We start from the raw sequence: 22,391 nt of genomic DNA, 5'->3' as shown, positions 1-22,391 counted from the left end.
CCCGGCGTCCTCGGCGTACAGCGCCGACCAGGCGACCTGCTCGCGCTCCGCCCGTCCGGGGGCGGCGGTCGCCGCGACGGCGTGCAGCACTCCGAGGTCGGCGGCCGCCGAGAGCCGGACCAGCCCGGCGCGGCGCTCCTCGTCCGGGTACGGGTGCTGGAGGGCGGGGTGCAGCCCGACCAGGTCGGCGACCCGTCGGGCCAGCGGCAGCCCGAGCGGCCCGGCCAGCAGCGGTGCCAGCGACTGGCGGTGGGCGGGGCGCAGCGCGGTGGCGAGCACGCCGGCCAGCCGGGCGTCCCCGCCCCGGCCCAGCTCGTCCAGCCGGGCCGACACCTCGGCCAACTCATCGGGAGAACAGGAGAGTTCGGGTATGCCCAAGGCCGCCGCGAGGGCGGCGGGCTCGGGCAGCGCACCGGAGCGTACGGCCCAGAGTGCGGAGCCCGGGGCGAGCCCGTTCTCCACCACCGCGGCGTGCATCCAGTGGGTGTCGGTACGCACGTGCCGCGGGCGGACCCACTTGGCGACCCGCTCGCCGAACTCGGCCCGGGAGAAGCCCCGGACCGTCCGCACCACGTATCCCTCCTGCCGGTCGAGGTCCAACCGCAGGGCGCGCAGGGCCCGTTCGTCGTAGCGGCCGCGCCACAGCACCCGGGGGACGGGCACGCCGAGGCGGCGCAGGAAGCGGACGGTGTCGTCCCAGTCCAGGCAGTGGTCGCCGTCGAGGTCCCCGCCGTCGGTGCCGCCCGTCCAGACCGAGAAGCCGTAGAACCAGCTCTCCAGGTCGGTGTACGGGATCGAGTGCCGGGCGAACAGGTTCTCGCCGCAGATCCGCCAGCCGTCCGGGATGCGCGGGGCGATCCGGCTCTGGAGGCCCTTCACCCAGGCGCGGGAGGGGTGGTGGGCGGAGTCCAGCGAGCGGGCGTGCAGGCCGTCGCGGTAGAGCGTGGTGTTCTCGCCGTCGAGCTTCTCGGTGACGACGACCTCGGCGCCGGCCAGCGCGGACAGGTCCCCGGCCCGTACGTCGTCCGCCGCCGCGCCCGGTGACCAGGGCAGATGCGGCGTCCGGGGGTAGTGCACACGCATGTCCGGCTCCCTGGGCGTTCTTGATCAGGCGGACACTGTAGGAGCCGCCACGGACGCCGGGCCACCGATTAAACGGGGCCTGGCGGTCGCGGAGCGGCGTGGACGACACGCGGGCAGGAACGTCCCTGCACCCCCGCGCCGCCGCCCCGGGGTGCAATGGGCGCCACCTGGCACACCGTCAACAGGGGAGGCCGACAGGTGGAGACGACGACGAGGGACGCGGACCCGGTCCGGGTCCTGGACGTGACGAGCGCCGACTACCGCCGGGCGTTCGAACTGTTCCTGGCCGGGACGGACGAGAAGCCGATCACCCACGCCCGGCTGAGCGAGATCGTGGCCACCCTGCCGCACCGCCGGGTCCTGCTCGACCTCGGCGCGGGCGACGGCCGCACCACCGCCCACCTGAGCCGCTCCTTCGACCGCACGATCGCGGTGGAACCCAGCGCCGCGATGCGCGAGAAGCTGGGCGTGGCCTGCCCCGACGCCCTCGTCCTCCCGGAACCGCTCGACCGGGTCCACCCGCCCGAGCAGGCCGACCTCGTCCACCTCTCCCACGTGCTCTACTACGTGCCCGAGGCGGACTGGTTCGGCACCGTCAGCCGCGCCCTGGACTGGACGGCCCCCGGCGGCACCCTCCTGGTCGTGCTCCAGAACCCGGAGAGCCCGTGCATGCGGATGGCCGCGCACTTCACCGGCGTCCGCTACGACCTCGCCCCGCTCGCCGACCGCCTGCACGAGCGGCACCCGGAGCACGACTACGCCCTCGAAACCCTCGACCTCCACTACCGCGCGCCCGACCTCGCCGAGGCGGTGGACGTCGCCGAGTTCATGGTCAACGTCGCCGACCTGGCCACCCTCGAGCCCCGCCCCTCCCGCGCGGCCCTGGCCGCCTACGTCCAGGAGCACTTCGCCCTCCCCGGCGGCGGCTACGGCATCGGCCACACCCAGGACATGCTCGTCATCCGCCGGGCCGACCGGGCCTGAGTCGCCCCCGGCCCTCGCCCCCTCCCGGCAGCCCTCGTGTGTGACGATCACTGCGGGCAGGACGACCCGCGCGGCGGGTGCCGCCGCGACACCAGGAGAGACCCGCATGGGCGACCACTATCCGTACCGCATCGCGACCAGGAGCGGGGACCTGACGGTGATCTGGCGGCCCGGCGAGGGCGACGCACCCGATGAGCTCCTCGTCGACGACCTCGGAGGACTCCTCGTCTTCCGGGACATCGAAACGCTGCGGGACCACTGTGATCGCAACGGCCGGCAGCTCGTCTGGGAGGGCGAGGGCACGCTCGATCTGGCCGCCGTACGGCGGTGGGTCGAGCACCCCGGCCCCGACCCTGGTCCGGTGCCGGCGGGACTGCTGCTGGAGGCGTGGAACTTCTTCGAAGACCTCGCCCGCAGCGTGCAGGCCGGCCCGCCCCTTCCCACCCAGGGGCCGGTCAACGACAGCGCCTACGAGAAGGTCTTCGGTGGCGACACCCTCGAACCGGCCGCCGACGAGGAAGCCCTGACGGACGAGGAGACCGCGGCCGTACGTGAACTCCTGCGAGCCGGGCTGGACCTCTGGGAGGACGCCGTGCGTCGGTCCGGCGCCGGCTGATCGGTGGGGTGGTAGTGGGCCGCTCAGGGCCGTCCGGAGGGCGCGTCGAGCACCGCGATGCCGGTCGGGGTGGCGACGTGGGCGGCCGTCTGGCGGTCCCGGTGGGTGGCGATCAGGCCCGCGTTGCGCAGCGTCGTGGCGTGCTCGCTGGCGCTGGCCATGGAGATGCCGACGAGTGCGGCGAGCTGCCGGGTCGAGCAGCCCGGGTGACCGGCGATGGCGCCGAGCACCGCCGCCCGGGTGTGGCCCAGCAGGGCTCCGACGGCGCCGACCGCCGGCGGCGACTCCCGACGGCCGCCGGACGGGAGGGCCGGGAACAGCGGCATGGCCGCACCCTCCTGGAGCCGGGCCACCGGATAGGTGAGGACCGGCTGCGGCACCGCGTCGAGGTTGACGATCGGGGCCTCGACGGCGAACACCGACGGTTGGAGCAGCATCCCCTGCCCGGCCAGCTGCACGTCGGCGTCCAGACCGGAGACCGTCGCGATCTCCAGCACGGGCGCCCGCCAGCGGACCCGCCGCGGGTTGACGCGCGCGAGCAGCGCCTCGACGCCGCCGCCGAGCAGCTGGCGGGACCGCACCGCCGCGTCGGCCGCCGTCAAGGCCTCGACCTCCCGCCAGTGCGGGACGAGGGCGTGGCCGGCCACGTGCTCCAGGCTGTCGCACAACTGCCGTAGCAGCAGCGGGTCGTCGGGCAGCCGGCGGGCCCACGAGGGCAGGGGCTGGTGCCTGGCCGTGTTCTCCAGGCTGGCCCGTACGCGGCTGCGGGGCGTGGCACGGACCTGTTCGATCAGCTCGGCGGGCGTCGCGGCGTTCGCGCCGCTCAGGAAGTCGGTGATCCGCCCGCGCGAGGGCATGAGGGCGAGGACCATGCGCGAGGCGGGCTGCAGGGCGGACAGGGTGCGGTGGCGCCAGGCCCCGAGCCGCACCGGCTGGGTGCGCTCCTGCAGCTGCCGTGCCGCGGTGCTCAGCTCGATGCAGGGCGCCGGTCCGTCGGCGACGCGGGTCCGCGCGAGGTCCTCCATGGTGAAGTGGATGCGTAGCGGCACGTCGTCGCCCTCTCCCCAAGCCCGACCGGCGCCTCCGCCGGTGCTGCCGTCCTCCTGCGCTCGACGGCCATCCTCGTCGAGGACGTGCGTGCGGGCCAGTAGGGGGACGGCCGGAATCGGGACCGGGCCGCCGGCCCCGAACGGTTTGATCAGGTGCTGTGCCGTCAGGCGACCGGCCCAGTTCCGCGAGCGCCCAGGAGGCCGGACTGCTGAGCTGTACCGGGAGTCCGCGGCCCGACCGGCCTCCCGCCGCCCCTGGAGGAGGAATCCGTGCCGGACCCGACGACGTCCTACGCCGACCTGCGCGCCCTGGTGATCAACTGCACCCTGAAGCGCTCCCCGGAGCGCAGCCACACCCAGGGCCTGATCGACGTCAGCACCGGCATCCTGGAACGCCAGGGCGTTGCCGTCGACGTCCTGCGGGCGGTGGACATCGACATCGCCACGGGCGTCTGGCCGGACATGACGGAACACGGCTGGGAGACCGACGAGTGGCCCGTCATCTACTCCCAGGTGATGGCCGCCGACATCCTCACCCTGGCGGGGCCGGTCTGGCTCGGCGACAACTCCTCCGTCATGAAGAAGGTCATCGAGCGGCTCTACGCCTGCTCCTCGATCCTCAACTCCGAAGGCCAGTACGCCTACTACGGCCGGGTCGGCGGCTGCCTGATCACCGGCAACGAGGACGGCGCCAAGCACTGCGCGATGAACGTCCTCTACAGCCTCCAGCACCTCGGCTACACCATCCCGCCCCAGGCCGACGCCGGCTGGGTCGGCGAGGCCGGCCCCGGACCGTCCTACCTGGACCCCGGCTCCGGCGGGCCCGAGAACGACTTCACCAACCGCAACACCACCTTCATGACCTGGAACCAGCTCCACCTGGCCCGCATGCTGAAGGACGCGGGCGGCATCCCGGCCCACGGCAACCAGCGCTCCGAATGGGACGCCGGCTGCCGCTTCGACTTCGAGAACCCCGAGCACCGCTGAACTCGTGCCTGGCCGACGCAGGATCCGCAGGTCAGCAGCGGCTACAGGCGGACGGGCAGTGCGAGGCGTTCGATGCGGGCGGCGAGGGAGGGGTCGCTCTCGGGGCGGCCGAGGCGGCACATGGTGGTGGTGCGTACCGCAGTGGCCTTGACGCCGCGCATGCTCATGCACAGGTGCTCGCCGGTGGTGAAGACGGCGACGTCGTCGGTGGCGGCGGCCTTGGCGAGGTCGTGGGCGACGTCGTGCGTGATGCGTTCCTGGAGCTGGAGGGCGTGGGTGCGGGCCTCCAGGTGCCGTACCAGCTTGGACAGGCCGAGGACGGCGGTGTCCGGCACGTAGGCGACGGACACGTCGAGGCGGAAGGGCAGCAGATGGTGCTCGCAGACGCTCCACGCCTCGATACCGGTCAGCAGGACGAAGTCACCGTACCGGCCCTCCTGGGCGAAGCTGGTGTCGAGCCTGCCGGCGTCGTGGTCGAGGAACTCGCCCCACCAGTCGGCGAACCGGCGGGGTGTGTCCTGGAGACCGTCGCGGTCGGGGTCTTCGCCGAGGGCGAGCAGCAGCTCGCGGGTCAACTCCTGGACGCGCACGCGGTCGACGGGGCGACGGTTCTGGGATTGCACGGGTATGGACGTCATGATCATCCCTTGGGGGTGAGTTGACGGAGGGAGGGCCGCTGGAGTGCGGCAGCTCAGAGGTGGGTGGCGCCCGGCAGGCAGCCGAGGATCGGCACGGCGGTGAACGCCTCCGCGTACCGGGTGCCGATACGGGCGCCCCAGAGCCGGCCGAGGCTCTCGGCCATAGGCCCGAAGTGCTGCTCGATCGGCTGGCTCGCGTCCGTGAGCCCGACGGTGTAGCTGGGTTGGGGCCGGTGCCATGATGTCCCATCGGAAGATCACGGCACCCGCGGCCAGGGCAGGGGTTCCCCTCCGAACGGGAACCAGTCGACGATGACGTCGCTACCCACGCGGTGCTTTTCCACCTTGATCGTGGATCCTTTGGTCAGTGGCAGTGTCACCGGGGTGGGGTTGGGGACAGCAAAGGTCCGGGAGTCCCCGGGGACGTTGGGCCAGTACTTGACGAAGAGGCTCACGTTGGCGTTGCCGCCAGTGGTGCCCATGGTGCGGATGCTCAGGATTCCGTCCGTTGGGACCACGGCTTCCATTTCCTGAACGTGAGCCATCAGCTGATACTTGTGGTGGCCGAACACCGAGGAGATGCCCTGCAGTTCCAGTTCACCGTTGACGGCGAGAACGCCATGGGTGGCGAGAGCCCCGTGGGTGGCGGCTTCGCCGTAGACGTTGAGGTTTCCGACTTCGAGGTCGGGTTTCTCGACCATGACGACGGTGGTCAGCGTGTGGATGAGGGTGTCCCCACCGGTGGTGACCTTGGCCTGGAGCATGAAGCCGGTGGGGGCGACGAGGGGATCGGGGGTGGTCCAGGTCCGGTCGCTGCTCACGTCCCTGCTGTTGCGGTCCCAGAACATGGTGTATTCGGCGTCCGAGCCGTCCCATTTGAGGGTGGCATGTTCCCCGTTGTCGACCATGACCTTTTCGGGGCGGAAGTTGCGGAAGACGAATTCGGCGGGGAACTTGGCGACGGTCGAGGGCGTGGTCTTGTCCGTGTAGCCACTGCTGGTGGGTGAGGTCTTCTCGATGATCTGGATGTCGGCATTGCCGGGGGTCTTGTTGACCTCGATCTGGGAGACGACGAGGGTCAGACGCCAGTCGGTGAACTGGGGTGGGCGGGCCGGGGTGAACTCGAAGACCTGCCAGTCCCCGTCCGCGAATCCGGGTCGTGCCGTCCAGCTGCCGCCTTCGCCGGGGTCGCTACCGCCTAGCACCGAGCTGACGATCTCGGAGCGCTTCTCGGTGAGGGCCTCGGCACCGGCGCCGATGCGGATCCTGACGGTGAGCTTTTCGCAGTAGGCGGGGCCCGCTTCCCCGCGGGTGACGGTGATGTCCAGCCGACCGCTCACCGGGTCCTTGTCGGTGCTCACCGTCAGCGGATCGGGTTCGGGCTCGACTACGTAGGACAGCAGCGCGTCGGCGGAAGCCAGGTACGTGGACATGAACTGCCTCTCTCCTGATGGCATGTGAGGAGTGTCGGGATCAGTTGGTGTCGGCCGGGCGCAGCTGGAGGTAGCCGGCGCGGGCCTCGGCGGTCGGGCCTCCGGGGGAGGCGTAGGTGTCGGCGGGGGCGATGGGGAACTCCAGCCAGTCCGGTACCGCCGGTCCGGCGCCTTCCCGGGGTTCGGCCCAGGTCCAGGTGCCGTGCCAGGCCGCCGGGCGCGGCATCACCAGCTCGTCGTACTGCGGGAAGCCGCTGCGCAGCGCGGACTCGGGGTCGAGCGGCGGACGGACCGGGGCCAGCAGGGGGTTGAGGAGGAAGGAGGCGCGGATGTTCTTCAGGGCCTGGTGGACGAGGTCCGCGTCCAACTGGAGCGCCGAGACCGGGAGGATGTCGCTGATCGCGTGGACGGGGGCGTGCGGCTCGACCAGCAGGGTGAGGTGGTGGGCGAGGGGCTCGTCCAACTGCCGTGCGGGGAGCGCGAGGTCGTGGCCGGTGGTGATCCGCCGGAGGTAGGGGTGGTCGGCGGCCGGAGCAGTGGCGTTCAGCCGCTGGTAGTCGATCTCGCCGCCGGGTTCGCCGGGGCTGGCGTAGTAGCCGATGAGGCCGTCGGTCAGGCGCTGGGCGTCGCCGAGGCGCACCGGCCAGGTGAAGGCGGGGTAGGCCTCGGCCGGCGGGTCGAGCACGGGGGCCCAGCTGGGGTTGGTCAGCGGAGGCCCCTGGAGGTCGATGGCGAGGTCGGCGCGGAGCAGGGCGATCGGGCGGCCGATGAGCTTGGCGGGGACGTCGTCGTCCTGCGCGGCGGGGTCCACGATCAGGTCCAGGGTCTGGTCGATCGTGGCGAGCAGCGCGGCGAAGGCGGCGGGTGCCTGGGGCTGGCCGCGCAGTCCGGCGAGGAATCCGGCCAGGACCGGGAAGGCTGCCCGGAACTCCGGGGCGGTCGGGTCGGGGTGCGGGGAGTGGGGCAGCGGGTTCCAGGCGATGGACTGAGTGGTGTTGAGGACGCGCAGTTCGCCCAGCGGCTCCCCACCGGGCCCGTACACCATCAGTGTCTGGTCGAGGTGGTTCACCAGCAGCCAGCCCGCCACGGGCGTCGTGGCGGCGGCGTTGTCGCGGGCGGTGGGGGCGGAGGCGTAGGCGGCGCCGGTCGAGGAGTTCACCGCCTCCAGCCGGACCCGGGCGTCCTGGAGGATGCGCGGCGGGAGCTGGATGAAGCGCTGGTTGCCGACCGAGTCCGGGAACAGCGGCCGCTCCCGGTGGTCGGGCGGGGTGACGCTGGCGGCGCGCACGGGGGTGAACTGTTCGATGTGGTTCTGCCGGTCGTTGACGATGTCGACGGTGCGGCCGAAGCGGTCGATGATCCGCAGGTCGTGGAAGAAGAACTGGCCGGCGCGGATGGGCTGGAACACCTCGGCGTCAGGGTGGTTGTGGTCGCCGGGGATCGGTCGGGTGCCGCTGTCGCCGAGCAGGTCCGCCATGTCCGCGGGCGGCAGCAGCCGCGGGCCGCCGCCCTGGAGGAGCAGCCAGTCGTTGAACCCGTCGAGGGTCTGCGACAGCAGGTCGAGCTCGCCCATGTCCTCGCGCAGGGTGGCGATGCCCAGGCTGCTCGCCTGCGGGTAGGTCTCCATGTAGCGGGCCAGTTGGGCGCGGACGACGTGGCGCATCGTGGGGGTGAGGAAGGAGCGGCCGCGGAAGAAGCGGCGGCGGGCGGAGCTCTCGTCGGTCGCGGTCGAGCCGGTGCCCTTCCACTGGTACGTGGTGCCGTCGAACTCCCAGTGGTCCGCGCCCTCGCTGTGGTAGGGCGTGGGGACGTAGCGCACGTCCCACTGGATGTACAGCGGCAGCCAGGGCTGGCGCCACGGTGCGGTGTGCTCGGCGAGGTGGCCGGTGGTGTTCTGGTCCGGGTGGGCGACGGCGTTGTGCAGCGCGGTCGGGCCGGGGGCGGTGGCGTCGGCCCAGGCCGCCCGGTCGAGCAGTGCGAACTCCTGGAGGAGGGCGAGGCAGGCGTCCGGCAGGTTGGTGAGGTTGGGCTGGGCCGGGTCGGCGGGGCGCTCGACGAATCCGCTGCCGATCTTGACGGATTCCAGCAGGTCGGCGGCCCGGCGGCAGGGCAGCGGCGTGTCCCGGGTCAGGTCGTCGAAGGTGCCGGCGCCCTCGACCACGATCACCGGGTCGGAGGGGCGGTAGAAGGCGGGTGCGGCGTCGCGGATCAGCCGCGTGCCCTCGGGCAGTGGCTTGTCGGCGACGTAGGTCGCGATCGAGGCCTCCAGGGCCTCCGGCGTCGTGCCGTGGGGGAGCTGCGCCAACAGAGCGAGGGCCTCTTCGTGCGTGGCCTTGGTCCGGGAGGCGAGGCTGCCCGGGTCGGCCATGGACAGCTGGGCGTCGGCGGCGGCGTCGAACTGCGGCGGGTGCTGGCCCTCGCTGACATGCCGGGTGCGCAGCCAGTACAGGCTCCAGGTGCGCCACTGCAGCCGCTCCAGCTCGGGCAGGAGCCGGTCGTAGTGCGTCTGCCGCGCGTTGAGTTCCAGCAGCCAGTCGGGGGTGGCGTCGCTGACGGTGGTGCGCTTGCTGGGTTCCGAGCCCTGTGCGGGCCGGTCCGCCAGGCGCCAGGAGTAGCCGCCGGTGCTGCCGGCGAACCAGGTGGTGCGCAGTGCCTCCGCCAGGTCATCGGGGCCTTCGGGGGTGTCGAAGGTGTCGATGGTGCCGTGGTAGAGGGCCGAGAGCAGGTCGCCGCTCTCCGTCAAGGGGGCCTGGTTGGCGGTGAGGGCCTCGGCGGCGTCGCCGGTGCTGTGTCCGACGGCGACGGTGATGTCGGCGATCTCCGGCTTGTCGGAGGGCGGTTGGAAGTTGTTGTACTGCCAGGTGATGCCGAGCGCGGTGCCCGAGTACAGCGAGCGTCGCAGGTCCTGCGGAACGCCGTCGGGCAGCGCCCAGTGGAGGGCCGCGAGGATCGCCTCGGGGGAGGTGTCGTCGGGCGGGAGCAGGCCGGGGATCGAGACCGCCTGCTGGAGCAGGTCGATGGGGTCCTCGGAGTACCAGCCGACCACCAGGTAGGACAGCCGGTTGTCCGGCGGGTAGAGGTCGACGGCGGCTTCCAGATCGCTCAGGTCGTCGTGGAAGGAGAAGACGTCGCGGCTGTAGGGGTGGTAGGCGGCGAAGTCGGGCAGTCCGGGGCCGACGGCGGTGAGGAAGGGCTCGCGGCGCGGCGGCTCGCGCCACGGCTTGTCGTCGTCGAGCTGCTGGTGGCGGCCGAGGAACTCCCGCTGTTCGCTGGACAGTTCGCGCGGGAGGTAGCGGTTGGTGCCGTAGGGCGGGGTATTGCCGTCGAAGTCCGCCGCGGTGTAGTCGGCCTCGCGGTAGTCGCTGTGCACGAGCCAGCCGACGGCCTGCACGTCCTGGCGGCCCTCCGGGGCCGGTTGCTGCGGGGTGTCGAAGTAGCGCACCACCAGCCAGCGGTTGGGCACCAGCGGCCAGCTGGTCCGCTCGGTGTCCTCGTCGTAGTGCCCTGCGGTGAGGGCCTCGGGCAGCTGCCACATGAGGTGGACGCCGCGGAACTCCTCCAGCCGCTCCTCCTGCTGCCCGTTGCCCGGGGCCGGGACCAGGCTGAGGCCGTCGTCCAGCATGCCCGCGTAGTCGGCGTTCCAGCGGGTGAAGGGGCCGCCGGCCGTGTGCACCATGTGGTTGTACACCAGGGCGTGCAGCCGGATCGGCACGATCAGGTCGGTGTCGCTCATCTGCCGTCCCTCTCAGGCGCTTCGGTCGGTCGGCTCGCGGCGGGTGGAGCCGGTGGGTGTCAGGCGCTGCTCGATCGGCGCGTTGACGAGTTCGAGGGCGAACTGGGCGGGGTGCAGGTCGGTCAGAGGCGGGAATGCTGCCGCGAGTTGCCTGGCGAGTCCGTCCGTGCCGCGCAGCCGTAGCACGTCCGCCGGGCCCTCGCCGTGGGCGGGGCGCAGGTAGCGGGAGAACACGGTGTCCGTTCCGGTGGGGAAGTACTGGCCGGGCAGCGTGGCGCCCAGCGGTGGGGTGGTGCCCGCGGTGAGTTGGCGCAGGCTGATGACCTCGCGGCCGTCGGCGGTGGTGTCGATGCCGAAGTGGATGCCCTCGCTGGGTTCGCGGATCACCACCTCGTCGGGCACGCCGTCGAACAGGCAGAGCATCATGTCCGGCGCCGGGTGGTCGCGGCGCACTTCCGTCAGGGCCCGGCCGTCCTGGGTGGCGGCGATCCGCATCTGTGGCCAGGCCGGGACGAGTTCGGAGCGCAGCAGCAGCCCGGCCTGCGGGTGGCTGCCGCGTTGCGCGGTGCCGGCGGCCCGGCGCAGGGCCTGGTCGCAGGCGACGTCCAGGCTGGTGCTGGTGGCGACGTCGCGGGCTCCGGCCAGCAGGGCGTCGATCCAGGTCGGGTCGACGCGGAACAGGCGCAGGCTCTCCGGCGGCAGTATCCGGAAGTCCGGGACCAGGTAGGAGAACGGCACCAGCCGCAGCTTCCCGAGCTCGTCGAGCCGCTCAGCGAGGCTGTCGGCGCGGCGGCTCGCGGTCGCGAACAGGGCCGCCTGCCGGGGCTCGGCGTCCAGGGCGGCGCGGGCGACGGCCCGGCTCAGCCGGGGCGGCTCGGTGGCGGTGCGTGCCGTCGGGTCGGGCGGGAGCTGGGGTGCGTGCAGGGCGTCGACCAGGCTCCGGCCGCCGCGGTCGCGGGCCAGACGGGCCAGTGCGGTCAGGCCGGGCCGGCCCGCCGGGTCGGTGGTGGCGACCTGGGAGCGGGTCGGGTCGGCGGCGGTGGCCATCAGGCGGGTGGCGGTGTTCGCCAGTTCGCGCCGGGTACGGGTCATCTCGGCCGCGTAGCTCGGGTCGGCGATGGCGATGGTGCGGCCGAGCGTCCAGGCGGCGGCGTAGGAGACGTCGAAGACGCCGTAGTCCTGGTCGTAGACCAGCGCGTGGTCGGCGGTGGTGTGGGGTGTGTCGGTGCCGATGCCGGGTGCCGGCTGGGCGGTGAGCGGGATGAAGGGGCCGCGGTACCAGGCATAGCTCTGCTCGCCGGTGATCAGCCGGTGCGGGACGGGGACGTAGCCGAGGTGCAGGCGGTCCAGGGCGTACTGCTCGTCGGTGGTCGGCGTGGTCGGCGCGGTGCTCGGCCGGGGCATGCGCAGGGCCAACTCCTCCGGATCCTCCCGGCTGGGTCGGACGAGGTTGTCCAGGATTCCCGCCGCGTCGAAGGCCGCGTCGGGGTCGTTGCGGAAGGACCAGGACCACAGCGCGCACAGGCGCACCGTCTTGGTGCCCGGGGGCAGGCTGCCGTCCAGGTGGCGGTCGAAGCCCTCCAGAGAGACCAGGTGCACGGCGTAGTCCGCGGCGGCGCGGGGGAAGCGGTTCGCGGTGACGACGCTGAAGGTGCCCTTCTCCAGGACCTCCCCGTCGGCCATCAGCATCGGCTCGGCCACGTCGCGTACGTGCGCCAGGTAGTAGAGCTCCTCCTCGGTCGGCAGGATCGCGGTGAACAGCGCGGCTGGCACGTCGATGCTCCGGCACTGCCCGGCCAGGGTGGTCTCGGGCAGATCGGTCAGGCGCGGCCCCAGCACGGTCGGGTCATCGGCGGCGATCAGGTCCCGGACCGTGATCTGCTCGGTCAGGGCGATGCCCTCCGGGTCCCCGGGCAGCTCGCCGGCCCGGAAGACCAGCAGGGCCAGCCACGGTGCTCGCTTGTCCGCCAGCCGCGACCACTTCGGCTCCCGCTCCCAGGGCAGGTACTCCTTGGTCAGCGTGATGTGCGGCAGCACCAGGCGGAAGTCGCCGTCCGCCGCCCGTGCGGGGTAGACGGCCTGGACGGTGGCGCCGTCCAGCACGAACTGGGCTGCCGGGATCTCGAAGTCGTGCTCGGCGGACGGCAGCGGGTCGCTGCCGTCGATCGGGTTCGCGCCGTCGTAGAGCCGGTGTTCCAGCTTGACCGTGTAGGTGCCCGCGGTGGCCCGCGGGCTCATGTGGTCGACGAAGGTCACGTTCAGGTCAGGCTGCGGGGCCGTCAAGGCGGCGGCGGCCTCGGGGGAGAGCGGTCGGGTAGCCATGGTCAGCCCGCCATCGTCGTCGCAGGGAGCACCAGCGGTGCGTCGGTCAGGGTGGTCTCGGCTCGCTGCGCGTAGCCGTCCAGGGAGCCGTCCTCGGCCGCGAGGTCCAGGCCCAGCCGGTCCAGCGCGGCGTGCACGGCGCTCCGGCGGGAACGCACGTCCGCGGCGGCCACCGACCGTGCGATGATCCGGGGGCTGGCCGTGTCCTGGGCCGGGAGCGGGCCCGCCGCCGCCGGGTCGCGCAGCGGGGTGCGCCCGTAGGGCAGTTGCTCCACGCCGAGCGCGGCCGAGGTGATCGGGCCGACCTCCTCGCCCCGGGTGGGCGGCGGTACCTCGATCAGCAGCCCGGCGACCTTGTCCGCGAGCATGCCCTCGCCGAGGCCGGGCTTGCCCGGTGTGCCCCACAGGGCGCTCGGGACGTCACGGGTGATCGGGGTGATCTCCCAGCCGTACTTCTTCCATTCGAAGTGTTCCTTGCTCCGGTTGCGGTGGATGGTGACCCGGTGCTCCGAGGTGAGGCCCGTCAGCCCCATCGGGCGGATGTCCACCGGACCACCGCTGGAGGGCAGTTCGACGTCGTTGACGTACACCGCCGAGGCGGGGATCGCCGACTCGGTGGCGAGCACGAAGCCGGCCGAGGCGATCAGCGTCGCCGCTTCGACGGCACGGCGTGCGGCCAGCTCGCCCGGGTCGACGTCGGCGAGCAGCCCGGCCATCGGGGTCATGGCGACCGGGTCGGGCAGCTGGGCCCGGAACTCAACCCAGTTCGAGGCCGGCAGCGACGGGCGGGAGGCGCCGAAGCCGAAGCTGAAGGAGACGAACCAGACGTGCACGGTGGCCCGTCCGCCGAGTTGCGGGGTCCACAGGTCGATGTCGACGCCGACCTCGATCTTGACCCGTACCTTGACGAAGAGGACCTTGATGGTGAAAGCGACACCCATCCGTACGCCCAGCGAGAGTTCGAGGTAGAACGGGTTCCACTGGATCAGCACGTCCAGGTGGGCGGTGAACCACGCCGAGAGCAGGCCCTTGTCGTACGTCGCCGCCAGCCGTCCGCCGAGCATCAGGGCGTTGGGCGTGAGCGCGGTGTAGCCCTGGGCGCTGACCCGCAGCCTGTCGTCCGGGGACCAGACGAAGCCCAGCTTGGCCGGCACCGGGTAGTGCGCCGGCGGCTCGTACGAGGGGTGGTAACCGCCCGCGCTGATCGCGAAGTCGCCGCGCCGGTGCCCGCCGGTCCAGACGTAGACGGCGATCCCGCCGGTGAGCCGTACGGACTCACTGAACACGAACGAGCCGTCGGCGACCGCGACGTCCATCGACAGCAGCCCCTCGGCCTGCACGTAGGCGAGCTTGAGGTCGATGTTGAGCCGGGCGTGGACCTTCCGCGCGGTGGAGGCGTTGCGCGGGAAGGTCACGCTGGTGCGGCCCAGCAGCATCACGGCGAGGCTGTTGCCGAACTCGACCAGGGCCAGCGCGCGGCTCTCGATGAACTTGAACGAGGTGAACTGCACGCCCACGGCGCCCCAGTACTGGTCGGGCACCGGCCTGAGCCACCCGCCCGGGCCCATCAGCTCGTTCAGCATCTCCTGCGGGGTCCGCTCGTCGGCGGCGTCCAAGCGGGCGATGAGGGGGAAGGACGGGAGTTCGTCGATGGCCGGCACCCGCACCGAGCTGTTGACGCCGAAGCCGCCCGACAGCCCGGTGACGGTGAACGCCGGCGGCCCGAACAGCGCCACACCGCCGGCTGCACCCGCCTCGCCGAACAGGAACAGCGAGGACCAGCCCTCGCGGCTGCGGGCGTAACTGCCCAGCGCCATCATCGCGAAGAAGCCGGTCTCCGCCGTCACCACACCGGTCATCAGGGCGGAGTAGTCCGGGTCCAGTCGGTTCTCGAAGACGCCGGCGATGCGCAGCGGGGGCTTCTCGATCAGCAGGGCCGCGCCCATGAGGACCGGGGTGACGGAGAAGTCGCCCGCGTCGACGGTGATTCCGAGGCCCAGCAGGCTGAACTCGGCCGGGCCGACCGCCAGGGTCGCCTCCAGGGCGAGGAAGACCCGGTCCCCGATGTAGCCGAGGACGGCACGCTTGATCCGCAACGGGCCGAACGCGAAGTTCAGGTCCCGGCTGGCGAGTTCCTCCGGCGTGGTCGGCGCGGCGACGGTGGGCACGGCTACGGCGCCCGAGCCGCTCGGCTGCCACACCATCAGGGCCAGCGGCGGCTGCGGGTCGCCGCCGATCGCGTAGTCCAGGGTCAGGACCAGGCCGGGGACCGCGACCGCGTCCGCCTCGGCGAACCGGGGCAGCGGAGGGCGGTCCGAGCCGTCGCCGATCGACTCGGCCGCCGCGAGCATGGCGTTGGCCGCCTCCGCCGCCGCCGGGTCCCAGCCGGTGGAGGTGAGCGCGAAGCCAGCCCGGCTGAGGGAGAGGTCGAACTCCGCGGGCACCAGATCGCCGACCAGGGGCAGTTGGGAGGTCGCGGCGGTGATCGAGGCGCCGCCGGCCGCCGCGCACAGGCGGCGCTGCGACGCGGACGGATCGGGCAGGGTGACGAAGGCCCAGCTCGTGTAGCCGGCGACCGCGCCCAGCGCCAACTGCCCGGTGCCGGGCTCGTACCACAGCGCCACCGTGGTGAGCGTCGGCATCAGCGCCTGCGGAGTCTCGGGCGCCGTGGCGAGCCCGAACGCCGACACGAGATCGAGGGCGCCGACCTGCTCCGCACCACCGTCCCAGCGCGCTGCCAGCCAGCTACCGTCCTCGCCGGTGGCCGCGTCGACCGTGAACACCATCTCGCGGATCGAGTCGTCCGCGCTGGGGAGCGGGATCACCAGGGTGCCGGAGAGCCGGGTGCTGGAGCCGCCGGGCTCGGCCTCGCACCAGAGGTCCAGTACCGCCGGAGCCTGGGTCGCGTCCAGCGCTGAGCGCAGGCGGATGGCGAGCCGGCCCTGGGCGTCGAACTCGACGGACGACTGCTCGACCGTCATGTCGGTGAGGAACTCGGGCGCGGTGAGGCCCAGGGCGCGGAACAGCTCGGCGGGCGGGATGTTCCGGGCGAGGCCGGTGAACGACCAGCCGCCGACCGTGGAGTGGGTTCCGGTCACCGTCATGACGACACCCTGGGTCAGCGTCACCTGGCCGGCGGCCCCGGTTGAGAGGGAGGGCGACCCGAAGGGGTCCTCGACGGTGAACACGGCCGCCAGGTGGTCGACGGTCACCTTGCCGGGGACCACCTCCCAGGAACTGCCGAGACCGACGGTCATCGACGCGTCGGTCCAGTCGAAGGACACCGGTGCCCTCGACGAGCCGGGCGAGCCGTCTGGGGAACCGGTGTCGGCAGTGTCACGGGCTTCGCGAGGCACGAAGGCGATGGCCAGTCCGGTCAGTGCCAGGGCCGCCGCGCTGCCCAGGTCCGGCGGGATCTATAGGTCGCCGGGTTGCAGGCCCGCGAAGGCCAGCAGATCGTCCGGGCTGTCGAGCGGGATGTCGGGGAAGGTACCGGTGACGAACCAGGTCTGGTCCGCGCCCAGTGGCAAATAGCCCCAGACGTAGGGCCGGGGATCGGCCTCGTCGCTGGGGAACAGCAGCTCGACACCGAAGCCGACCCGGGCGGCGTTCCCGTTGTCGGAGCTCGGTTCGACTCCGAAGACCAGGTGCAACGGGCCGAGCCCGACCCGTGCCAATGCCTCCGGAACTTGGGCCACTTCGACCGGCAACCCGGGTCCGTCCGGTAGCAGCACCACGTCGATCCGCACCCCCGCGACGTACTCGCCCTGCCCGTCGGGCAAGAACACGACGCGGGCGTCCGAGGCGGCCTGCCCCAGCAGCACGACCTTGCCGGAGACGCTCAGCGTGTCCACGTCCACCAGGACGCCGCTGACCACGTCCAGCAGGCCGTCCGGCAGGAAGCGGGTGAACAGGTCGGCCATGTCGGCGAAGTCGAGGTCGGCCGGCCCGATCCGGAACGAGCCGTCACCCTGCGCCTTCTCCAGAGCGGCACGCAGAGTCGAGATGGAAAGTGGCACAGCAGGGCTCCCTCTCCGCCCACGGCGAATCGGCACGGGTATTTGGGGCGGCCGTAGGACGCGCTCGAACCGTCCGCGCGGACTGACGAGCAGCCGTCGGTGCCCAGGCACACGACATCCGGATGCCGTGCGGCCTGCAGCGGATGATGGCAGAGCGAGCGACTCAGCTTCAGGCGAAACAGCGGATGAAGCGATCTCGACCGCTATCTGTTTGTAGTCGATCAAATCCCATGCCTCAAGTGATCACGTGGTGATCGCTATGGATCAGCCCTGCTGGTCGAAGCGTGGCCTCTTCGCACCTCACCTCTACCGACCGTCCAGGAGCCCGATCGGCGAGATCGGCCAGGGGTTGTCACCGCGTCGGCACTGCACAGGTGTTGGCTTCTGACGGCCACCATCCGCCCGTGACCCGGGCGGGGATGTGCACGTTGAACGCAGGGCACACCCCTGGCATCCAGAGAAAAGGACGAACACCGATGACGACGTGGCTCGACTTCACTTCCCTCCTCGCCAAGGAACTCGGCCCCGAGAATGTCACGTTGGACACGGACAAGGGCACGACGGCGACCGCCACCTTCGAGCAGTCGCTCAAGCTCAGTGACGGCACGACCAAGAAGCGCCAGCAGGACCTGTACTTCGAGTACGACGGCAAGAATGCCGGCTGGATCGCTGTCACGTCCTTCATCGGCCCCGCCGATGACTTCGAAATCCCCGCTCTCCTCGAGTTCCTCGGCAAGGACTGGAAGCTGCCCGCCGCCGTCGTCGTCGACGAGCAGCTGGCCCTGCGCCATCACTTCGGCCTGCCCGAGGCCGACGGCGGCAAGGCCGCGGAAGCGGTGAACAAGGAGGTGCTCGAGAAGGCACTCGTGTCGGCCGTGGCCGTCGGCAGCCTGGCCGACTTCCTCGAGGCGAACATCCTGGAGCAGGACGAGGAGTAGCCGATCCTCACGGTCTCCTGGTGCCCCGCTCACGCGGGCGGGGCGCCAGGAGACCGAATCACAGGGCGCGGCCGGATCGACCTCGTGGCACGATGACCAGCCCGGCAGGTACCGGTGCGGAGCGTACTGGCGCCAGGGCGCCTCCATCCGCAGTCCTCTGGTCTGCCGTCCGGCACGGACGAAGCGCGGCTCCTGGCACCCGCTGGCCAGCCAGAGTCGCAGGCGAGCTTCGTGCCAGACCGCTGTCCCGGGTGCTCAGTTCTTCACCTGCCCCGTGCCGAGTCGTGCGGCGAGGCCGTCGATCGGAATGCGGTCCTCCGGCGTTCGGGTGGATGGGAGCGGTTTCCGCTTCCCGAGCACCGCTGAGCCGCCGTCGGGCCCTCACGCCGCGGCCGGCGGAGCGGATCCGCCGGCCGTGGAGCCGGTACGGTGCGCCGCCACCCCCGCCGATGGGCGGGGTGGGACCCGGGAGCACGGTGCCGGGCCAGGGTGGGAGCGGGAGTGCGGTCCCCGTTCCGGTGGGTGACGCCGGGGGACGGGTGCGCTCTGTAGCGTCGGGGGCGTGACCTGGTGGTTCGTCCGCCGTCACCGTCGACTCCCGTTTCCCGTGCCGCCCCCGTGGGGCCGCTGTCCAAGGAGCCTGCCCATGGCCGATCGTCACTTCCTCCACCGCTTCGACTCCTCCGCTGCCACCGGCGACGGCGGGCCGGGGTACGGGCCGGCCCGGTGGGGTCGGCAGGAGGCGGCAATGGTGGACAACGGAGGGGCGGGCCTGTCCCGGCGGCGGGTGCTGACGGCGGGGGCGCTGGCCGGTGCGACGCTCCTGGGCACCGGCCTGTCGGGGGCCAGGGCGTCGGCCGCGTCAGCCCCGGCGATCTTCTACTCACCGCACCAGGACGACGAGGCGCTGGGTCTGGCCGGGTCGATCCTGGAGCACAAGGCGGCCGGACGGCCCGTGTACCTGGTGCTGGTGACACGGGGTGAGAACGACGGGCTGGCGAGGCGGATGAACACCGATCCCTGTCCGATGACCACAGAGGACCGCCGGCATCCGTGCGTGGCCCGCGGCCACCACGGGCTGAACTGGCCGACCATACCTGCGAGCGCCAGTGACAGCGTCATCGTGCCCGCCCGGACCGCCGAGTTCATGGCCTCGGCGGCCCGCCTCGGCGTCGACAAGGTGATCAACCTCAAGCTCCCCGACTCCGCGTGGGGCGGGGACGACGCCTTCAAGAAGTTCACCAGCACGGTCAAGTCGAAGATCGCGTCCATCGCGGATCAGTACCCGGGCGCCTCGCACAAGTTCACCGCGGGCTGGCTGGAGGTCAGCGCGACCCACAAGGCGATCACCGACGCGGCCGTGCAGCTGGCGAGGGAGGGCAAGCTCACCGATGTGCGCTTCAACTTCGTCTACGCCTACGACCACGAGCTCCCCGACCGCAGCAGGGGCGCCGCCTACGTGTTGAACATCCCCGACGCCCACATGAAGACCAAGCTCAAGGCCATCGCCTGCTACAACAGCTGGGATCCGTCCAAGAAGCTCTACGCGCTCGGCTACCACAGCGCCCCGGACAAGCTGGAGGGCGCAGCGGCCGACCCGCACGAGTACGTCTTCGCCCTCCCCAACAACAAGTACCAGTACGGGGACATCGGCCTCGAGAACGGCCCCTACGGCGCCAAACCGCAGTGGGGGTGGTCCTGACGGGGCCGCCGGGCGCGGTCCGGCGCCCGGGACGGTCGGTCGCCGACCGCCCCGGGCGGTTCGTTTCCTGACCGCCGGTCGGGACTGCGGGGTGATGATCGCCGACCCCGGTCGGACGCACTGTCGCACCCTCGACGAGGCCCGCGCCGTGCTGGGGTTCGCCTGGCTCTTCGCCGGGCTCTACCTGTGTCACGAGCGGTGTTGCGGACTCAGTGGCGGATCCAGCCCGGGATCCCCCCTTCGGCGTTGCGGCCCTTCTCCAGGAACGCGATGTTGCGGTAGAGGTGCATTCCGGCCAGGGACGGACCGACTCCGCCGGTGGTCTTCAACGGCTGCTCCTCGTAGTGCAGGTCGTCGACGAGCCGTTTGACGAGGCCGAGCGTGGTGCTGTCGCACGCCTCCGGGTCCTCGTTTCCGCCGAAGCCCGGGGCGTAGGAGGTCCACAGGTCCTCGATGACGTAGAGGCCTCCGGCGCGGACGTGGGGGAACAGCGCCCGGAATGTTGTCCTGACGTGTTCGTTGATATGACTTCCGTCGTCGATGACGATATCGAACGGACCGTGCCGTTCGGCGATTTCGATCATTTGGGCGGGGTCACTCTGGTCCGCCTTCAGTGTGTGCAGGCGCTGTTGATCGAGGCCGCTCTTGTCGTACAGGTCGACACCGAATACCAGACCGCGCGGGAAGTAGTGTTTCCACATCTTCAATGACCCGCCACCCAGGGCGGGGTGGTCGTATCCGCCGATTCCGATTTCGAGCACCCGGACGGGTTGGTCGCGCAGCTGACGCAGGTGGCGTTCGTACAGCGCGGCGAACCAGTGCAGGCCGCCCCACTTGTCCGAGTCGTGGCGCAGGGCCAGCCGGGCGAGTCCGGGATTGTCGGAGGAGCAGCCGGTGAGGATGGTACTGGCCGCCGCCATGATCGAGCCGAGCGGGCGAACACCCTCCACTGTCATGGACTCCGGGACGAACCGCAGCTCGGTCCGTCGGTTCGCCGGCCCGCCGGGCGCGGACGGCCCGAACAACTCCCGTACCAGGTCGAGCACATCGTATTCGATGCGGAAGAGTGCGGCCGGGTCGTCCGCACCGTTCAGGCCGACCGGTCGACCGGCTTGGACGAGAAAGGAGGTGCTGACCCGCTCCTCGCCGCGCGTGACGTCCAGGACGACGGTGACCGGATCGGCGTTGCCCGGTGGATCGCAGCGGAACAGGATCTCGTCGACCAACACGGCCGTGAGGTCGGCCAGTTCGAAGGAGTGGACGACGGAGTGCAGGGAGCGGGTGTCGTCTCCGGCCAGCCTGAGACATTCGATGGGTGTGGCCGAATCGGCTTTCCTGTCCGCCATGGGATCCGAGAATGTGCTCATCACATGAAATCCCTTTGTCCGAACCCTGTTGGAATGACCGTCGCGTGACACGTTCTCGTGTCCGTTGCTTCCGGTCAAGCTCCCCCGGAATGCGTGTGCCAGGCAATCCGGTGCGATCGGTCCCGGGGTGACGGTCCCGGCCCGGCGTACTTGAATACGGTGTGGCCGAGCTGGACAATCCCAACGAATCACGCCGAATTCGGCGGTCCTCGATGCCTCCAGCCGGTTAGGAGCACTTCGTGCGCATCTTGTTCGTGGTGGCACCCGGGGTCGGCCACCTCATGCCCGCGGTGCCCACCATGTGGGCGGCGCAGTCGGCCGGCCACGAGGTACTCGTGGCCGCGACCGGACCGAGCCTGGACATGGCCGCGCGTTCGGGCCTGGCCGCCGTGGACGTATCCGACGGCGACGCCGCCGACGCCTACCACCGGCTCGGTGTCCGGGTCACGAAGAACCGGCCGGACCGGTACGACCTGTCCGACGCCTGGCGCCGGTTCACCGGTGCGGCGGGCCGGCCGGGCCCGACGGCCGCCGATCGGCCGGACCCCGCGCGCGAGGACGTCGCCGCCCTGGTCCTCGGGGTGGGAGGCCGGATGGTGGACGGCACCGTGGACCTGATCCGCCGGTGGCGCGCGGACCTCCTGGTCTTCACGACCTTCCTGGCCGGCGGTCAGCTCGCCGCCGAGGCCACCGGAATCCCCTGCGTGATGCACGGGATCGGGCTGCCCTACCCGTCCTTCGCCGCGGTGCTGAGCGCACTGGAGGACGTGCGGGCACGCCACGGGATCACCGGTGCGCTCACCGGTCCGGTGGCGACGGTCGACCTGTGCCCGGAGAGCCTGCGCCCTCCGGACGCCAAGGCCGGATGGCCGATGCGGTACGTGCCGTACAACGGCGGTGCCGTGCTGCCCGACTGGGTGAGCACTGCGCCGCGGCGCCCACGCATCTGCGTCACCTGGGGATCGGTGCTTCCCGCGGTCGGTGGAACCCCGGTCCTGCGGGACGTGGTCGACGCGCTGGCTGCCGAGGACGCCGAGGTCGTCCTCACCACGGGCGGGGCGGATCTGTCCGGCCTGGGGCCGCTCCCGCCGAACCTCCGTGCCGTCGACTGGGCGCCGCTCAGCGCTCTGCTGCCGAGCTGCGCCGCCGTCGTCCACCACGGCGGGTCGGGCACCACCTTCACCGCACTCGCCAACGGGGTGCCACAGCTGGTCCTGCCCCAGGTGGCGGATCAGCCGGTGAACGCACAAGCGGTGGTGGAGCGGGGGGTGGGGGTGGCGTTCCCCGACCGGGACATCGACCCCGCGGCACTCGCCGACGGCATCCACCGCGCACTGACCGACCGGCGGATCCGAGAGGCCTGCCGGCAGGTCCGGGAGGAGATCAAGGCGATGCCCGGCCCCGAGCAGGTCGTCCGGCAGCTGGTCGAGGCCGCGTCATGACCCGCACCGGCCCTGGACCGGCCGGCGCCCCGACCGCGGCACCGGCCGGCGACGCCCCCACGGGCGCGGCGGCCGGCC

General features: G+C 71.7%; 15 protein-coding genes. 6 read left to right on the top strand and 9 right to left on the bottom strand.

The genetic code is table 11. From position 1 onward, the window contains the following. Nucleotides 1-1,083 (bottom strand): RNA ligase family protein (locus tag AE652_RS10750; protein ID WP_049651029.1); only part of this gene is annotated, 1,083 nt, incomplete at its 3' end. Between the two features lie 198 nt (nucleotides 1,084-1,281). On the opposite strand from AE652_RS10750, the gene AE652_RS10745 reads away from it, so the two are divergent. Beyond that, nucleotides 1,282-2,067, top strand: a complete 786-nt coding sequence (locus AE652_RS10745; RefSeq protein ID WP_049651028.1) for a trans-aconitate 2-methyltransferase — start codon at nucleotides 1,282-1,284, stop codon at nucleotides 2,065-2,067. 106 nt (nucleotides 2,068-2,173) lie between these two features. Then, entirely contained in the window at nucleotides 2,174-2,683 is a 510-nt protein-coding gene (locus AE652_RS43060) for a hypothetical protein (RefSeq protein WP_053112035.1), read from the top strand. 23 nt (nucleotides 2,684-2,706) lie between these two features. Here the strand turns inward: AE652_RS43060 and AE652_RS10735 are convergent, their stop codons facing one another. Continuing rightward, nucleotides 2,707-3,732 carry a DUF5937 family protein gene (locus tag AE652_RS10735; protein ID WP_107086418.1) on the bottom strand — a complete coding sequence of 342 codons (1,026 nt, stop codon included), beginning with the start codon at nucleotides 3,730-3,732 and terminating at the stop codon, nucleotides 2,707-2,709. 270 nt (nucleotides 3,733-4,002) lie between these two features. Between AE652_RS10735 and AE652_RS10730 the strand changes: the two genes are divergently transcribed. After that, on the top strand, nucleotides 4,003-4,719 hold the full coding sequence (locus tag AE652_RS10730) for a flavodoxin family protein (protein ID WP_079272196.1): 717 nt from the start codon (nucleotides 4,003-4,005) through the stop codon (nucleotides 4,717-4,719). Between the two features lie 41 nt (nucleotides 4,720-4,760). On the opposite strand, the gene folE is transcribed toward AE652_RS10730, so the two are convergent. The 6 genes from folE to AE652_RS10700 form a co-directional block, all read right to left on the bottom strand. Beyond that, nucleotides 4,761-5,357: a GTP cyclohydrolase I gene (gene folE, locus AE652_RS10725; protein WP_049651026.1), complete on the bottom strand. Its 597-nt coding sequence runs from the start codon at nucleotides 5,355-5,357 to the stop codon at nucleotides 4,761-4,763. A gap of 257 nt (nucleotides 5,358-5,614) precedes the next feature. Then, nucleotides 5,615-6,790 carry a hypothetical protein gene (locus AE652_RS10720; RefSeq protein ID WP_049651025.1) on the bottom strand — a complete coding sequence of 392 codons (1,176 nt, stop codon included), beginning with the start codon at nucleotides 6,788-6,790 and terminating at the stop codon, nucleotides 5,615-5,617. 40 nt (nucleotides 6,791-6,830) lie between these two features. Beyond that, nucleotides 6,831-10,523 carry a hypothetical protein gene (locus tag AE652_RS10715; RefSeq protein WP_049651024.1) on the bottom strand — a complete coding sequence of 1,231 codons (3,693 nt, stop codon included), beginning with the start codon at nucleotides 10,521-10,523 and terminating at the stop codon, nucleotides 6,831-6,833. 12 nt (nucleotides 10,524-10,535) lie between these two features. Beyond that, on the bottom strand, nucleotides 10,536-12,845 hold the full coding sequence (locus AE652_RS10710) for a hypothetical protein (protein ID WP_049651023.1): 2,310 nt from the start codon (nucleotides 12,843-12,845) through the stop codon (nucleotides 10,536-10,538). 2 nt (nucleotides 12,846-12,847) lie between these two features. Further along, nucleotides 12,848-16,102: a DUF6603 domain-containing protein gene (locus tag AE652_RS10705; RefSeq protein ID WP_159028426.1), complete on the bottom strand. Its 3,255-nt coding sequence runs from the start codon at nucleotides 16,100-16,102 to the stop codon at nucleotides 12,848-12,850. A 159-nt stretch (nucleotides 16,103-16,261) separates the two neighbouring features. Further along, nucleotides 16,262-16,864, bottom strand: coding sequence for a hypothetical protein (locus AE652_RS10700; RefSeq protein ID WP_049651021.1), 603 nt, complete (start codon nucleotides 16,862-16,864; stop codon nucleotides 16,262-16,264). A gap of 476 nt (nucleotides 16,865-17,340) precedes the next feature. Between AE652_RS10700 and AE652_RS10695 the strand changes: the two genes are divergently transcribed. Both AE652_RS10695 and AE652_RS10690 read left to right on the top strand, forming a co-directional pair. After that, on the top strand, nucleotides 17,341-17,802 hold the full coding sequence (locus tag AE652_RS10695; RefSeq protein WP_049651020.1) for a hypothetical protein: 462 nt from the start codon (nucleotides 17,341-17,343) through the stop codon (nucleotides 17,800-17,802). A 646-nt stretch (nucleotides 17,803-18,448) separates the two neighbouring features. After that, nucleotides 18,449-19,504, top strand: a complete 1,056-nt coding sequence (locus AE652_RS10690; protein ID WP_159028425.1) for a PIG-L deacetylase family protein — start codon at nucleotides 18,449-18,451, stop codon at nucleotides 19,502-19,504. Between the two features lie 209 nt (nucleotides 19,505-19,713). Here AE652_RS10690 and AE652_RS10685 read toward each other — a convergent pair whose 3' ends face one another. Next, the gene (locus AE652_RS10685; protein ID WP_107086417.1) at nucleotides 19,714-20,871 is read right to left on the bottom strand and encodes a class I SAM-dependent methyltransferase; all 1,158 of its coding nucleotides are present in this window, start codon (nucleotides 20,869-20,871) and stop codon (nucleotides 19,714-19,716) included. A gap of 239 nt (nucleotides 20,872-21,110) precedes the next feature. Here AE652_RS10685 and AE652_RS10680 point away from each other — a divergent pair, with 239 nt between their 5' ends. Next, nucleotides 21,111-22,313 (top strand): nucleotide disphospho-sugar-binding domain-containing protein, encoded by a 1,203-nt coding sequence (locus tag AE652_RS10680; RefSeq protein ID WP_049651018.1) that lies wholly within the window; start codon nucleotides 21,111-21,113, stop codon nucleotides 22,311-22,313. Nucleotides 22,314-22,391 lie beyond the last annotated feature (78 nt).

This window comes from Kitasatospora sp. MY 5-36 (genome assembly GCF_001182915.1).
Classification (GTDB): domain Bacteria; phylum Actinomycetota; class Actinomycetes; order Streptomycetales; family Streptomycetaceae; genus Kitasatospora.
The sequence above is the reverse complement of the archived record's forward strand: the minus strand, read 5'-3'. Positions and strand labels throughout refer to the sequence as shown.

What these genes read in the sequence shown, in the direction of transcription:
- AE652_RS43060 (WP_053112035.1), top strand. Translation starts at nt 2,174, where the DNA reads ATGGGCGACCACTATCCGTACCGCATCGCGACCAGGAGCGGGGACCTG.
- folE (WP_049651026.1), bottom strand. Translation starts at nt 5,357, where the DNA reads ATGACGTCCATACCCGTGCAATCCCAGAACCGTCGCCCCGTCGACCGC.
- AE652_RS10720 (WP_049651025.1), bottom strand. Translation starts at nt 6,790, where the DNA reads ATGTCCACGTACCTGGCTTCCGCCGACGCGCTGCTGTCCTACGTAGTC.
- AE652_RS10715 (WP_049651024.1), bottom strand. Translation starts at nt 10,523, where the DNA reads ATGAGCGACACCGACCTGATCGTGCCGATCCGGCTGCACGCCCTGGTG.
- AE652_RS10710 (WP_049651023.1), bottom strand. Translation starts at nt 12,845, where the DNA reads ATGGCTACCCGACCGCTCTCCCCCGAGGCCGCCGCCGCCTTGACGGCC.
- AE652_RS10705 (WP_159028426.1), bottom strand. Translation starts at nt 16,102, where the DNA reads ATGACCGTCGGTCTCGGCAGTTCCTGGGAGGTGGTCCCCGGCAAGGTG.
- AE652_RS10695 (WP_049651020.1), top strand. Translation starts at nt 17,341, where the DNA reads ATGACGACGTGGCTCGACTTCACTTCCCTCCTCGCCAAGGAACTCGGC.
- AE652_RS10690 (WP_159028425.1), top strand. Translation starts at nt 18,449, where the DNA reads ATGGCCGATCGTCACTTCCTCCACCGCTTCGACTCCTCCGCTGCCACC.
- AE652_RS10685 (WP_107086417.1), bottom strand. Translation starts at nt 20,871, where the DNA reads ATGAGCACATTCTCGGATCCCATGGCGGACAGGAAAGCCGATTCGGCC.